Raw genomic sequence first — 12,397 nt, forward strand, 5'->3', positions numbered from 1 at the left:
AGCGTTTCCCCGTGCTGCGCTCCACCCCCTTTGCGGTGAATCCGCCCGTCCTCGCCCGGCTGCAACTCACCTTCGCCATGCTGCTCGCGGGCAGTTCCGTCGTCTTCAGCAAGGTGGTGGCGGCGGCCCTGCCCGCCTTCCTCGCCAACGCCCTGATCCTGCTGCTCGCCTCGGCGGTGCTGCTCGGGCTGACGTGGCGGCTGGAGGGCGGGCTGCGGGTGCCGCGTGAAGCCTGGCGTCCGCTCGCGCTGCAAGCCCTGTGCGGCGTCGTGCTGTTCCGGGTGTTCCTGTTCTACGGCCTGCCCCTCACCTCCGCCGCCTCGGCGGGCATCCTGACGAGCGCCACGCCCGCCGTGACCGCGCTGCTCGCGTGGCTCGTGCTGCGTGAGCGGCTGGGTCCGCGTGGGGTGCTCGGCGTGCTCCTCACCGTCCTGGGCGTCCTCGTGCTGACGGTGCCGGGCGCGTCGGGCGGTGTGGGCAGCCGTCCGGTGCTCGGGAACCTGCTCGTCCTCGGCGCGGTGGTGGGGGAAGCCCTCTGGAACGTCCTGAGCAGGCTCTCGGTGGCCCGGCTGAGCCCGCTCACGGCGACCACCCTCGTCACCCTGCTCGCCCTGGGGATGTTCCTTCCCCTGGCCGTTCCGCAGGCGGTGGCGTTCGACTTCTCCACCCTGAGCCTCACGGAAGTGTCGGCCCTCGTGTACTACGCCCTGGGTGCGACCGTCCTGGCGTACCTGCTGTGGTTCGCGGGCGTGCGGCGGGTGGGGGCGGGCACGGCGGCGGTCTTCACCGGCTGGCTGCCCGTGAGTGCCGTGGCCTGCTCGGCCCTGATTTTGAATGAACCGCTGACCGCCTGGCACGGGCTGGGGCTGGGCTGCGTCCTCTGCGCCACCCTGGTCTTCGCGCGCAGGTGAGGGAGGGAGTCAAGGATGCTGGAGATTGAGGTCACTGACCGCTGGCACACCACCTTTCCCGGGGCGCACGTCGGCGTCCTGCTGATCGGCGGGGTGGACAATTCCGCCCCCGCGCCTGCCCTCGACCGGCGCAAGAGGGAGGTCGAGGCGCGGCTGCGTGAACAGTTCGGGGGCCTCTCGCGGGCGGAATTGCTGGAGTTGGAGGTTTTGAAAGCCTACCGGGACTACTACCGGAAGTTCGACCAGACCTACCACGTCCAGCTTCAACTGGAGTCGGTGGTCCACAGGGGGAAGGCGCTGCCCACCGTCAGCCCCCTCGTGGACGCGAGCTTCGTCGCCGAGCTGGAAACGCTCGTCCTGACCGCCAGCCACGACGCGGACCGGCTGGAGGCGCCCGTGACCATCGACGCCACGCGGGGCGGCAAGGCGTTCACCCAGATGAGCGGGAAGGTCCGGTCCCTCAAACCGGGGGACATGATGATGGGCGACGGCAGGGGGGTGGTCTGCACCATCCTCTCCGGGCAGGACGCGCGGACGCCCGTTTCCCCGGGGACCCGCCGCGCCCTGTACGTGACCTACGCTCCGGCAGGCGTTCCCGAAGCAACGATTTGGCGGCAACTCGACGCCATCCGCGAGAACGTCCTGCTCTTCGCGCCGCACGCCGGGGTGGAGCTGGTCGATGTCTACGCCTCACCCCGGCCAGGCCCCGCGCTCCAGTAGGCCCAGGACGAGCGCGCCGATATTCCAGGCGTCATCTTCTCCCTGGTGGTGGCGGCCTTCGAGGGGCAGGTCCGCGTATTCGAGGGCCTCGGCCATTCCGAGCCGTTTGGGAAGGCCGTTCGTGCGGGAGAACTCGGTCTTCACGTTGGTATGGCGGGCGCTGAAGGGGTACGGGACGCCCGAGGCGCGGCACTGGCGCTCGAACTGCTTGCGGTCGTAGTCGCCCCAACTGGTCCAGGGACGCGAGCCCGCCTAGTGTTCCCCTTCGAGGACGCGGCAGGCTTCGGCGAAAGAGAGCCCGTCCCGCACATCCTCGGGGGTCCATCCGGTGAGCCGTGTGCAGAACTCGCTGACCTCCGAACGTTCGGGCCGGACGAGGAGGCGGTGGCGCCCGACCCGCTGCCGGGTCACCGTGTCCACGACGCACAGCCCGACCTCGATGATCTCGTTCACCTGACCGGGCGGCGGCGCACCCTCCCAGCAGGTCGCCTCCACGTCGATGACGTTCAGGTAGCGGCCAAAATTTTCCACGGAGGCAAGCTACCGTCCGGGCTTCCCCGCGACATCCGTCAAACAGCCGACCTCACAGCGTCAGAATCTCGTGCCCTTTCTGCGTCACCACGACCGTGTGCTCGAACTGAGCGCTGGGCAACTTGTCGGCGGTGATGACCGTCCAGCCGTCGGGGAGCAGGCGGGTGTCGGGCGTGCCGAGGTTGATCATGGGCTCGACGGTGAAGACCATGCCGGGCTGGAGCTTGAGGCCGGTGTACCTCGCCCCCCAGTGGTAGATGGTGGGTTCCTCGTGCAGCCGCCTGCCGATGCCGTGTCCGGTGTACTCCTTGACCACCCCGTAGCCGCGCGACTCGGCCAGCGTTTGGATCGCGTGGCCGATGTCACCCGTGCGGTTGCCGGGCCGGACGACCTCCAGCGCCGCCGAGAGGCACTGGCGGGTGGTCTCGACCAGCCCCTGCACCTCGGGCGAGACCTTGCCCACCGTGTACGTGTAGCAGGCGTCACCGTACACGCCGCCGAGCAGGACGCCGATGTCCACGCCGATGATGTCGCCTTCCCTGAGTTCCCGGCTGCCGGGGATGCCATGGCAGATGACCTCGTTGACGGAGGCGCAGATCGTGGCGGGAAAGGGGTTGGTGCGCGGGCCATAGCCCAGGTAGGCGGGGACGGCACCGGCCTGGCGGATATGTTCTTCGGCGATACGGTCGAGTTCGGCGAGGGTGACGCCGGGCTTGACGAAGGGGTCGAGGAGGCGGAAGGTCTCGGCCACGAGCGCCCCCGCGCGGCGCATGGCTTCGATCTCGCGGGCGGACTTGAGGGCGACGCGGCTCATGAGGAAAAAGGCTAGCACGGGGCCCGCGGGCGAAAGGGGAGCCCTTCCACGGGCCGCCCCGTCCCTGCCAGGCGAACGGCAGGCCCTTCCCGACCGGCAGCTTAAGACCGCCGACACGGGAGCCCCCGGGCCGCACGTTAGCCTGCCTGCCATGACGGCTCCGACTCCCCCGGTCCTTTCTCCAGCCCAGCGGCGGGCGCGGCAGCTCGCCACGACCGGCCTCGTCCTCGGCGTCTTCCTCGCCGCGCTGGAGGCGAGCGTGGTCGCGGCGGCGATGCCCAGCGTGATCGCCGACCTCGGCGGGCAGCGGATGTACGCCCTGCCCTTCGCGGTCTACCTCCTGACGAGCACGGTGAGCAGCCCGCTGTGGGGCCGCGCGTCGGACGTGGTGGGGAGGCGGCGGCTGTACCTCGCGGGCGTGGTGATCTTCCTGCTCGGAAGCGCCCTGTGCGGCCTCGCGCAGAACATGGAGTGGCTGGTGGCGGCGCGGGCGCTTCAGGGACTCGGGGCGGGGGCGGTGCTGCCCCTCACCCTAACCATCATCGGGGAGACGTACTCGCTCGCCGAGCGCGGGCGGGTGCAGGCCTTCATCAGCGGCGTATGGGGCGTCTCGGGGCTCGTCGGGCCGCTGCTCGGCGGGTGGCTGACCGACACGCTCTCGTGGCGCTGGACCTTCTACGCCTCGCTGCCCTTCGGGGTCGCGGCCCTCCTGATCGCGTGGCGGCATCTGCGCGAGACGGCCACGCCGCGCCCCGCCCGGCTCGACTGGACGGGAGCGGCGCTCTTCACGCTGGGGAGCGGGCTGCTCGTCTGGGGCCTGGAGGGGCGGCTGTGGGCGATGGTCGGGCTGGGCCTGCTGATCCTGGTCGCCGCCGTGGGGCTGGAGCGGCGTCACCCCGATCCCCTCCTGCCGATGCGGTCGCTGCGGGAGCGGGTGCCGCGGGTGGCCTTCGCGGGCAACGCGCTCGGGGGTGGGGCCTACTTCGGCGTCATCGCCTACCTGCCGCTGTACGCGCAGGGGGTCGGTGGGGGCGGGGCGACCGGGGCGGGGGCGATCCTCACGCCCATGCTCGTCGGGTGGACCCTGAGCGCGATGCTCAGCGCGCGGCTGCTCACGCGCGTGCCCCTCGCCCGGCTCTCGCAACTGGGCTTCGCGGTATTGACGGTGATGTTCGCGGCGCTGACCTTCGCGGTCCACTCGCCGCTGTGGGTCACGTCCGCGCTGGGCTTCGTGGTCGGGGTGGGGATGGGCTTCGCGATGCTCAGCCTGCTCCTCTCCGCGCAGGAACGGGCCACCCGGGGCGAACTGGGCGCCGTGACGAGCGGGGTGCTCTTCGCCCGGCAGATGGGCGGCGCGCTGGGCGTGGCGGTGATGGCCCTGCTGATCGGCCCCGCCGCGATCAAGTCCGGGGGTGTGGCGCTCGCCGAGGGGCTGGGGCGGGCGTACCTCCTCGCGCTGGGGCTGGTCGCCGTCGGACTCGTGCTGAGCCTGACGCTGCCCAGGACCGGGGTCCGGAAGGCGGGCGAGGGCGCGCCTCAGCCGCAGCCGGAGGTGTCGTCGGACTGAGGAAGGATCAGGACCCGGCGGTGAACCGTTGCCGCTCGTGGCGGGGCGTTTCGAGTTCGTCGAGCAGGGCGACGGCGTAGTCCTCGGCGCTGATGTGGCTTTCTCCGGCGTCGTTGAAGACAGGTTCGTCGAGGCCCAGGCGGTAGCGCCCCGTCCGCTCGCCGGGCGCGATGACGATGGCGGGGCTGAAGTACGTCCAGTTCACGTCGTCCACCCCGCGCAGGAGGTCGAGAGCGTCGGCAGCTTGCAGCGCCTCGGGCTTGTAGGCGTCGGGAAAGCCGGGCGTGTCCACCAGCCGGACGCCGGGCGCGGCGAAGAGGCTGCCCGCCCCACCGACGAACAGGACGCGGACGCCCGTGCCCCGCACCGCGCCCAGGATGCTCCGGTACGTGTCCACGAGTTTCGGCGCCTCCGGGTCGGTGCGGCTGGGCCCCAGCGCGACGACGAGGGCGTCCTGACCCGCGAGGGCCGCGCGCAGGGCCTGGGTGTCGTTCGCGTCCAGGCGCGTCTCCCCGTGTCGGGAGGCGGAGGTGACGTGGTGGCCGCGCGACTGCGCCTCGGCCAGGATGCGGGAACCGACCATGCCGGTGCCGCCGATCAGCAGGATATTCATGGGTGGACCTCCAAGAGAGACGTGTAGACGAAGGGCTTACAGGTTGGGGACGAGAGAACGACGCTCACCCGGCGCGGGAGAGCACCCGGGCCGTCACGTCCGCGACCGTGCGGGCGGCGAGGGACCGCTCGAAGGCGGCCTGGACGTCCTCGAACACGTCCTCCAGGGCGGCCTGGATGCCCGAGCCGACCGGGCAGGACGGGTTGGGGCGGGCGTGCAGGCCGAGCAGGGCGTCCCCGTCCTCGGCGGCGCGGTACACGTCGAGCAGCGTGATGTCGGAGGTGGGGCGGGTCAGCCGCAGCCCCGCCTTGCCCCGGCGCGTCTCGACCAGCCCGGCAGCACGCAGGCGGGACGTAACCTGCCGCACCACGACCGGGTGAACCCCCAGGCTGCCCGCCAGCCACTCGCTCGAAGGCGCCACGTCGGGATTCGCCCCCACCAGCGTGAGGAGGTGGACGGCCATCGCCGTGCGCGTGCTGAGTTTGCCCGTGGGAGCGCCCACCGTCGTCATCTCGTCACCAACCTGTAATCAGGGTACTTACAACCATCGCGGCCGTCAAGCGCCCCCCGTTCGGACCTGGCCCCTACCCGTCCAGCGCCGTGAGCACCGCGTCCACGATGCGCTCGCCGTACGCCTCGATGCGCTTCTCGCCCAGGCCGGGCAGACCGCGCAGGTCCTCCACGGTGCGGGGTTGCCTCGCGGCGATGGCCTCCAGGGTCGCATTCGGGAAGATCACGAAGGCGCTGTGGCCCGTCTCGCGGCTGAGTTCGCGGCGCAGCTCGCGCAGGGTCTCGGCGACCTCGGGGTTGGGGGAGGCGGGTGGCGTGTCGCTTGTGGCTTGTGGAGTGGGGGCTAGGAGCGGAGCCGGTCGAGGTTCGGGCTGGGGACGGGCTGCCGGGCGTGTGTCGTTCGTGACGGACGGAGAGAAGAGCGCGGTGGGGCGGACCTCCCGCTCCGGGCGGGACGTTCTGGGCGAGGGGCTGACCTGAAGGCTCCCCCGCAGGACGCCGAGGACCGCCGAATTGTCCACCGTCCCCCGCTCGGCGCCCGTCTGCTGGCGGCTGACCGCTGAGGGCTGACGGCCCCCCGACTGCCCCCGCACCACCTCCAACACCTCCGCCCCGTAGGCTTCCAGCTTACGGGCACCGACACCGCTCACGCTGCCCAGGGTATTCAGGCTGCCCGGGCGCAGTTCGGCGATGGTCTTCAGGGTCGAGTCGGCGAAGATGACGTAGGGGGGCACGCCCTGCTCGCGCGCCCTGGTGAGCCGCCACTCGCGCAGGGCCTCGAAGAGGGGGCGGTCCTGGGCGTCTACCGGGGCGCCTCCCTTGCGGGCGGAGCGGTCGCGTTCGCGCCGGGCGGGCTTGGGAACCAGCGTCTCCTCGCGGAGCTGGAGAGTCGCCTCACCCCTCAAAAGTGCCCGGGACTTCGGCGTCGTACTCAACCCGTGGTGCTCGCCCGCCGTGAGGTAGCCGAGGCTGACGAGCTGCCGCAACAGGCCGCGCCACGTCTTCTCGTCGTGTTCGCGCCCCACGCCGAAGGTGGGCAGGGTGTGGTGGCCCATCGCGCGGACCTTCTCGGTGTCGCGGCCCAGCAGCACGTCCGTCAAATGCGCCGAGCCGAAGCGGTTCCCGGTCCGCACCGCCGCCGAGAGGGCCATCTGCGCCTCGCGGGTGGCGTCGCGCACGCGGGGCGGGTTGAGGCACACGTCGCAGTTGCCGCACGGGGCCTCCAGCGTCTCCCCGAAGTACGACAGGAGCACCTGGCGGCGGCAGGTCGCGGCCTCGCAATAGGTCAGCAGGGCGTCGAGCTTGGCGGCCTCCACCCGCTTGACCTCGGGCGGCGCGAGGCTCTGATCGAGCATCCGCCTGACGTTCACCACGTCGGTCAGGCCGTAGACCATCCAGGCGGTGCTCGGCAGCCCGTCGCGCCCGGCGCGGCCCGTCTCCTGGTAGTAGCCCTCCATGCTCTTGGGCAGGTCGAGGTGGGCCACGAAGCGCACGTTCGGCTTGTCGATCCCCATGCCGAAGGCGACGGTGGCGACCACGATCAGCCCCTCCTCGTTCAGGAAGCGGTCTTGCGCGAGGTTGCGCTCCCGCGGGGAAAGGCCCGCGTGGTAAGGCAGCGCGTCAATGCCCTGCGCCTGGAGCCACTTCGCCGTCTCCTCCACCGACTTGCGCGAGAGGCAGTACACGATGCCCGCGTCGCCCTCGTGCTCGGCGCGGATGAAGTCGAGGAGCTGTGTCTTGGGGCCTTCCTTGTTCGCCACCCGGTACTGGATGTTGGGGCGGTCGAAGGAGGAGACGAACTGGGGAGCGCCCTCCAGGCCGAGCACCCGCAGGATGTCGGCCCGGGTCCGCTCGTCGGCGGTGGCGGTGAGGGCCACCCGGGGAAGATGGGGAAACCGCTGCGGCAGCACGCCCAGTTGCCCGTACTCGGGCCGGAAGTCGTGCCCCCACTGGGAGACGCAGTGCGCCTCGTCGATGGCGAACAGCGCCACGGGCGAGCGGGCGAGCAGGTCGAGGGTGCGGTCGAGCAGCAGCCGCTCGGGCGCCACGTACAGCAGGTCGAGGTCCCCGGCGACCAGCGCCGCCTCCACCTCCCGCACCCCCTCCGCCTGAAGGGTGGAGTTCAGGAAGGCCGCCCGCACCCCGACCTGCCGCAGCGCGTCCACCTGATCTTTCATCAGCGCGATCAGGGGAGAGACGACCAGACCGACGCCGGGCCGCAGCAGCGAGGGCACCTGGTAGCACAGGCTCTTGCCGCCGCCCGTGGGCATCAGGACCAGAGCGTTGCCCCCCTCCGTCACCGTCCGCACGATGTCGGCCTGCACGCCCCGGAAGGCGTCGTAGCCCCAGACGCTTTTCAGAATCTGGAGGGCGCGCTGGTCGGTGGAGGGGGCGGGGGCGGCGGTCATCGGGAGCAGGATAGCGCGGTTACGCTGGCGGCGTAATCGGTGGACTCCCACCCCCAGAGGGTGGGCCCCGGACGGTGGGTCAGCGCCCGGGCAGCTTGGCGACGAGTTCGCCGGACGAGAGCCAGGTCGTCGCCGCGTCGGTGGTGAGGGCCATGCGGCCGCTCGCGCTGACGCCGCCGAGGCCGTAGCTCGCGTTCACGACGATACCGACGACGTTCCAGCCCGCCCGCGCCGAAACGTCCACCGTGACGGGGGCGGACGCCGCGCCGATCAGGGCGCCACAGTTCAGGGTGCCGGTGAGGCGGGTGGCCCGGTCGGCGTAGAGCCACGCGCGGGCGAGCAGGGTCGCCTTGGGGGGCACGTAGGCGACGCTGAGGTCGGCGGCGAGGACCTCCCGCGTCCCCGCCGTGTCCCGCGCGGTCAGGGTGCCGAAGGCGTAGCCCCGCGCCGAAGGGTCGCCGCTCGTGACCGTGCCGGTGCAGCCCACCTCGGAGATCGCCGCCGGGACGCTCCGGGTCAGGCCCTCCAGCGCCGGGGCGGCCGGCAGCGTCAGGGTAAAGGTGCCCTCGGCCGCCACGTCCGCCTGGGCGAGCGCGGCGCCCGAGGGGCCGGGGAGGGTCACCGTGCCGGGGCCGGTCCAGGTGCTCACGGTGCCCCGGATCGTCGTGGCGGGGGGCTGGTCGTCGGGGGCGGCGGGCAGGCCGGCCGACCCGCAGGCGGTGAGGGCGAGGGCGGCGCTGGCGAGCAGGGCATGGCGCGGCTGGAGGGTCATAGGTCCCTCAGTCTAGGAAGGCGGGGGGGGGCGCGTCTGCACGGGAGTTCCCAAAGGTTCCGGTGCCCGCTCAGCCCCGCACGTCCACGACCGTGCGCCCGCGCACCCGGCCCGCCAGAATCTCCTCCGCGAGGGCGGGCACGTCGCCCAGGGGCCGCACCTGGGTCACCTCCGCGAGCCGCTCGGCGGGCAGGTCGCGGGCGAGGCGGGTCCAGGCGGCCCGGCGGCGCTCCTGCGGGCAGTTCACCGAGTCGATGCCGAGGAGGTTCACCCCGCGCAGGATGAAGGGGAAGACGGTGGTCGGCAGCGAACTCCCCCCCGCCAGCCCGCACGCCGCGACCGAGCCGTGCGCCCGGGTGCTGGCGATCGCGCCCGCCAGCGTGTCCCCGCCCACGCTGTCCACCACGCCCGCCCAGCGTTCCTTTTCGAGGGGACGCTTCGGGGCGGGCAATTCGTCGCGGCCGATCACGTTCGCCGCGCCAAGGGAGCGCAGGTAGGCTTCCTCCTCGCGCCGCCCGGTGCTCGCCGTGACCGTGTGGCCCGCCGCCGCGAGGAGGGCGACCGCCGTGCTGCCGACGCCCCCCGCCGCGCCGGTCACGAGGACCTCACCGCCCCCCGCCGTGACCCCGTGTTCCTCCAGGCTCAACACCGCCAGCATCGCCGTGAAGCCCGCCGTGCCGACGCTCATGGCCCACCCGGGGGTGGTGCCGTCGGGGAGGGGGACGAGCCATTCCGAGCGGACCCGCGCGTACTCGGCATAGCCGCCGTCCTGCCGCTCGCCGATACCCCGGCCCGTCAGGACCACCGCGTCGCCGGGCCGGTAGGCGCCCGTCTCGTCGCTCACCACCGTCCCGGCGAGGTCGATGCCGGGGGTCATCGGGTAGGTCTTCAGGACGCCGGGTCTGCCCGCGACGGCGAGGCCGTCTTTGTAGTTGAGGCTGGAGTGCGTGACCCGCACCACCGTGTCCCCGGCGGGGAGGTCGGCGGGCGTGAGCGTCTGGAACTCGGCGCGGAAGCCCGCGTCGTCCCTCACGGCGCGCAGGGCACGGAACGTCTCGGGCAGGGTGGGCTGGGTCATGGGGGCAAACCTCCTCGGGGGTGGGGGCGGGGGGGGTGGATGCCGGACAAGCCTACCCTGCGGGGGCAAGAGGACGGCGTTACCGGGGGGGTACGGGCACCGGCCCCGGAAGGTGGGGGAAGCTCTGGCGGGGAGCGGCCCGCTGTGGAACACTGGGAGGACCCGGGAGCCCTGCCACGCGGACGCAACCCACACGGAGGGCAGGGCCGAAGCGGAGGACACGATGAACGCGCAGTCGTCTCAGGCTCCGGCGGGGGGCCGCTCGCCCCTGGAGCGCGATCTGGCCTCGCTGCCCACCGGACAGCGCAAGTTCCTGCTCCTGGTGGTCGGCGTCACCCGCGGGCTGTTCGTGGTGCTCTGGCCCCTGCTGTGGGCCGCGTGGTTCCTGCGCCGCTATGGGGCGGCCCTCCGGGGCGGGCGGTGGCCGGTCGCTTTCCCCGCCGGGCCCACGGAGGAGGACCCCGCGCCCGACTGGACGCTGCTGGAGGTGCCGGGGTGTCCGCTCTACGTCGTGGGCGCGGGGGTGGCGCTCGTCCTGGGGATCGTCTCGGCGGTCGGCATGTGCTTCTGGCCGCTGATCGCCGGGCTGTGGGTCATCCAGGCCCTGCCCGCCGCCGCCGACCGGGGGTCCGGGGCCGCCCTGCTCGTCGCGCTCGGGGGGTTGGGCGCAGCGGGGCTGGAGGCCGCCATGCTCACCATCTACCGGCGCTACGTCCGCGACGGGCTGGCCGGAAGGTAGGGCGGGCCGGGGGAGGCCGGCGCGGTTACAGCGCGTCCTCGAACTCGGTGACGGCGAAGGCGAGGGCGTCCGTCGTGGTGGCCTGGTAGCCCGCCCAGGCGAGCCACAGGGCGTACAGGGCGTGTTCGGCCCGCCCCAGGGCGGCCTGCACCTCGGGCGTGGGCTCGTCCCCGGCGGCGGCGAGGAGGACGGTGAGGCTCAGCTTCGCGTTCAGGTAGCGGGCCTGCTCGGCGCCCGTGCCGTCGTAGACGTAGACGACCTCCTCCCAGCTCGGGGAGAAGTCCTGCCACACCAGCCGGGTCACCGCCGGGTGGCTGCCGATGCACAGCCGCTCGGCCGGGAAGCCCTCCGGCGTCTGGAGGTCCTGCTCCTGGCAGTACCGGGCCGCCAGACCGCTGACATCACGGTCCACGGCGTCCTGAAAGCGGGCCTGGATGACGCTGCGGGCGGAGTCGCGCGAGTCCTTGGACATAGTATGGAGATTATATTCTGTTTTGTGCGAAATGTGGCGGGGGCGGGCGGCCCGAACTGTCCCCGGTCCCATAGGCGGGGGAGGGAGCGGGGCGCTACCCTGCGCGGGTGACCGGGACCCTCTCTCCCACCCTGCCGGACGTGACCGACCGGGCCGTGCGGGCCATCCGCGAGCACGCCCCGGAGTGCGAGGCCGCGCAGGACGTGACCCCGGGGGCGGCCTCGGCCCTGCGGGGAAGCGGGTATACCCGGCTGTCCTTGCCCCGGGAACGCGGCGGGCTGGGCGCGGGCCTGGAGGAATACGCGGCGGCGCAGACGCGGCTCGGGGAGGCGAACGCGGCGCTCGCGCTCGTGCTGGCGATGCACACGCACGTGGTGGGCTCGGCCTTTCAGGGGGGCACGTTGCCCGAGCCCATGCTGGCGGCCCTCGCGCGGGCGAGCCTGGAGGGCCAGCTCGTGAACGCCCTGGCGAGCGAGCCCGAACTCGGCAGCCCCTCGCGCGGGGGCCTGCCGCGCACCGCCGTCACCCCCGACGGCCCGGGCGGCTGGCTCCTCACGGGCCGCAAGACCTGGGCGACGGGGGCCCGGGCGCTGGGCCTCGCGGTCGTGAGCGCCGCCACGCCGGAGGGGACGGTCGCCCGGGTCCTCGTGCCGATGGACGCGCCCGGCGTGCGGATCGAGGCCACCTGGGAAGGCTCGCTCGCGCTGCGGGGCACCGGGAGCCACGATGTGGTGTTCGACGGGGTGCCCGTGTCCGGCGAGCACCTCGCCCCGCCCGGCCCGGCGCACCCGGCCTCCAGCGCGTGGTTCTGGACGGCCATTGCGGCGACGTACCTGGGGGTGGGCTTCGCGGCGCTGCACGCCCTGACGGACTACGCGCGCCAGAGGGTGCCCACCGCCCTGGGCGCCCCCATCGCCACCCTGCCCCGGGTGCAGGAGAACGTGGGACGCATCGCCACCGACCTCTCGGCCGCCCGCGCCCTCCTGCTGGAGGCGGCCCGGGCCTGGGACCGTCAGCCCGGCGCGGACGCGGTGCCCGGCCTGGCCGCCGCGAAGGCGCACGCGACCAACGCCGCCGTCAGTGCGACCGACCTCGCCGTGCGGGTGGCGGGGGGCGCGGCCCTGACGCCTGCCCTGACACTGGAGCGGCTGCTGCGCGACGCCCGCGCCGGGCTGACCCACCCCCCGGCGGACGAGGTAAGCTACGCCAGCCTGGGGGCGGCGCGGCTGGGGGTGGAGGCGCGGCGCTGAGGACTCCGGCCC

At 72.9% G+C, this 12,397-nt stretch carries 14 protein-coding genes; 5 read left to right on the plus strand and 9 right to left on the minus strand.

Going from position 1 to position 12,397, the window contains the following annotated elements:
• Nucleotides 1-11: 11 nt before the first annotated feature.
• Together IC605_RS21120 and IC605_RS21125 are read left to right on the plus strand one after the other, a co-directional pair.
• On the plus strand, nucleotides 12-911 hold the full coding sequence (locus tag IC605_RS21120) for a DMT family transporter (RefSeq protein ID WP_216328667.1): 900 nt from the start codon (nucleotides 12-14) through the stop codon (nucleotides 909-911).
• A 15-nt stretch (nucleotides 912-926) separates the two neighbouring features.
• Nucleotides 927-1,631 carry a phenylalanine--tRNA ligase beta subunit-related protein gene (locus IC605_RS21125; RefSeq protein WP_216328669.1) on the plus strand — a complete coding sequence of 235 codons (705 nt, stop codon included), beginning with the start codon at nucleotides 927-929 and terminating at the stop codon, nucleotides 1,629-1,631.
• On the opposite strand, the gene IC605_RS24870 is transcribed toward IC605_RS21125, so the two are convergent.
• The 3 genes from IC605_RS24870 to map all read right to left on the minus strand — a co-directional run bounded on the left by IC605_RS24870 (nucleotide 1,602) and on the right by map (nucleotide 2,976).
• A complete protein-coding gene (locus IC605_RS24870; RefSeq protein ID WP_246581134.1) occupies nucleotides 1,602-1,775 on the minus strand; it encodes a 3'-5' exonuclease family protein in 174 nt (57 codons plus the stop codon). The two genes, IC605_RS21125 and IC605_RS24870, sit on opposite strands and share 30 nt — an antisense overlap.
• Nucleotides 1,776-1,883: 108 nt before the next feature.
• Entirely contained in the window at nucleotides 1,884-2,162 is a 279-nt protein-coding gene (locus IC605_RS24875) for an exonuclease domain-containing protein (RefSeq protein WP_343216683.1), read from the minus strand.
• Between the two features lie 52 nt (nucleotides 2,163-2,214).
• Nucleotides 2,215-2,976: a type I methionyl aminopeptidase gene (gene map, locus IC605_RS21135; RefSeq protein WP_216328671.1), complete on the minus strand. Its 762-nt coding sequence runs from the start codon at nucleotides 2,974-2,976 to the stop codon at nucleotides 2,215-2,217.
• A gap of 151 nt (nucleotides 2,977-3,127) precedes the next feature.
• On the opposite strand from map, the gene IC605_RS21140 reads away from it, so the two are divergent.
• Nucleotides 3,128-4,543: an MDR family MFS transporter gene (locus tag IC605_RS21140; protein ID WP_216328673.1), complete on the plus strand. Its 1,416-nt coding sequence runs from the start codon at nucleotides 3,128-3,130 to the stop codon at nucleotides 4,541-4,543.
• 7 nt (nucleotides 4,544-4,550) lie between these two features.
• Here the strand turns inward: IC605_RS21140 and IC605_RS21145 are convergent, their stop codons facing one another.
• The 5 genes from IC605_RS21145 to IC605_RS21165 all read right to left on the minus strand — a co-directional run bounded on the left by IC605_RS21145 (nucleotide 4,551) and on the right by IC605_RS21165 (nucleotide 9,924).
• Nucleotides 4,551-5,156, minus strand: coding sequence for an NAD(P)-dependent oxidoreductase (locus IC605_RS21145; RefSeq protein WP_216328676.1), 606 nt, complete (start codon nucleotides 5,154-5,156; stop codon nucleotides 4,551-4,553).
• A gap of 64 nt (nucleotides 5,157-5,220) precedes the next feature.
• On the minus strand, nucleotides 5,221-5,667 hold the full coding sequence (locus tag IC605_RS21150; RefSeq protein ID WP_216328678.1) for an Rrf2 family transcriptional regulator: 447 nt from the start codon (nucleotides 5,665-5,667) through the stop codon (nucleotides 5,221-5,223).
• Between the two features lie 73 nt (nucleotides 5,668-5,740).
• A complete protein-coding gene (gene recQ, locus IC605_RS21155) occupies nucleotides 5,741-8,074 on the minus strand; it encodes a DNA helicase RecQ (protein ID WP_216328680.1) in 2,334 nt (777 codons plus the stop codon).
• 79 nt (nucleotides 8,075-8,153) lie between these two features.
• Complete coding sequence (locus IC605_RS21160; protein ID WP_216328681.1) at nucleotides 8,154-8,846, minus strand: hypothetical protein; 693 nt, start codon at nucleotides 8,844-8,846, stop codon at nucleotides 8,154-8,156.
• Between the two features lie 70 nt (nucleotides 8,847-8,916).
• Nucleotides 8,917-9,924, minus strand: a complete 1,008-nt coding sequence (locus tag IC605_RS21165) for an MDR family oxidoreductase (protein ID WP_216328683.1) — start codon at nucleotides 9,922-9,924, stop codon at nucleotides 8,917-8,919.
• A 223-nt stretch (nucleotides 9,925-10,147) separates the two neighbouring features.
• On the opposite strand from IC605_RS21165, the gene IC605_RS21170 reads away from it, so the two are divergent.
• Complete coding sequence (locus IC605_RS21170) at nucleotides 10,148-10,663, plus strand: hypothetical protein (RefSeq protein ID WP_216328685.1); 516 nt, start codon at nucleotides 10,148-10,150, stop codon at nucleotides 10,661-10,663.
• A 25-nt stretch (nucleotides 10,664-10,688) separates the two neighbouring features.
• Here the strand turns inward: IC605_RS21170 and IC605_RS21175 are convergent, their stop codons facing one another.
• Nucleotides 10,689-11,135 (minus strand): hypothetical protein, encoded by a 447-nt coding sequence (locus IC605_RS21175; protein ID WP_216328687.1) that lies wholly within the window; start codon nucleotides 11,133-11,135, stop codon nucleotides 10,689-10,691.
• Between the two features lie 107 nt (nucleotides 11,136-11,242).
• Here IC605_RS21175 and IC605_RS21180 point away from each other — a divergent pair, with 107 nt between their 5' ends.
• Nucleotides 11,243-12,385, plus strand: a complete 1,143-nt coding sequence (locus IC605_RS21180; RefSeq protein WP_216328688.1) for an acyl-CoA dehydrogenase family protein — start codon at nucleotides 11,243-11,245, stop codon at nucleotides 12,383-12,385.
• Nucleotides 12,386-12,397 lie beyond the last annotated feature (12 nt).

The sequence above is a fragment of the Deinococcus aestuarii genome (genome assembly GCF_018863415.1).
Taxonomy (GTDB): Bacteria; Deinococcota; Deinococci; order Deinococcales; family Deinococcaceae; genus Deinococcus; species Deinococcus aestuarii.

Coding starts and splice junctions, on each gene's coding strand:
- IC605_RS21125 (WP_216328669.1), top strand. CDS start 927: ATGCTGGAGATTGAGGTCACTGACCGCTGGCACACCACCTTTCCCGGG.
- map (WP_216328671.1), bottom strand. CDS start 2,976: ATGAGCCGCGTCGCCCTCAAGTCCGCCCGCGAGATCGAAGCCATGCGC.
- IC605_RS21140 (WP_216328673.1), top strand. CDS start 3,128: ATGACGGCTCCGACTCCCCCGGTCCTTTCTCCAGCCCAGCGGCGGGCG.
- IC605_RS21145 (WP_216328676.1), bottom strand. CDS start 5,156: ATGAATATCCTGCTGATCGGCGGCACCGGCATGGTCGGTTCCCGCATC.
- IC605_RS21150 (WP_216328678.1), bottom strand. CDS start 5,667: ATGACGACGGTGGGCGCTCCCACGGGCAAACTCAGCACGCGCACGGCG.
- recQ (WP_216328680.1), bottom strand. CDS start 8,074: ATGACCGCCGCCCCCGCCCCCTCCACCGACCAGCGCGCCCTCCAGATT.
- IC605_RS21160 (WP_216328681.1), bottom strand. CDS start 8,846: ATGACCCTCCAGCCGCGCCATGCCCTGCTCGCCAGCGCCGCCCTCGCC.
- IC605_RS21165 (WP_216328683.1), bottom strand. CDS start 9,924: ATGACCCAGCCCACCCTGCCCGAGACGTTCCGTGCCCTGCGCGCCGTG.
- IC605_RS21170 (WP_216328685.1), top strand. CDS start 10,148: ATGAACGCGCAGTCGTCTCAGGCTCCGGCGGGGGGCCGCTCGCCCCTG.
- IC605_RS21175 (WP_216328687.1), bottom strand. CDS start 11,135: ATGTCCAAGGACTCGCGCGACTCCGCCCGCAGCGTCATCCAGGCCCGC.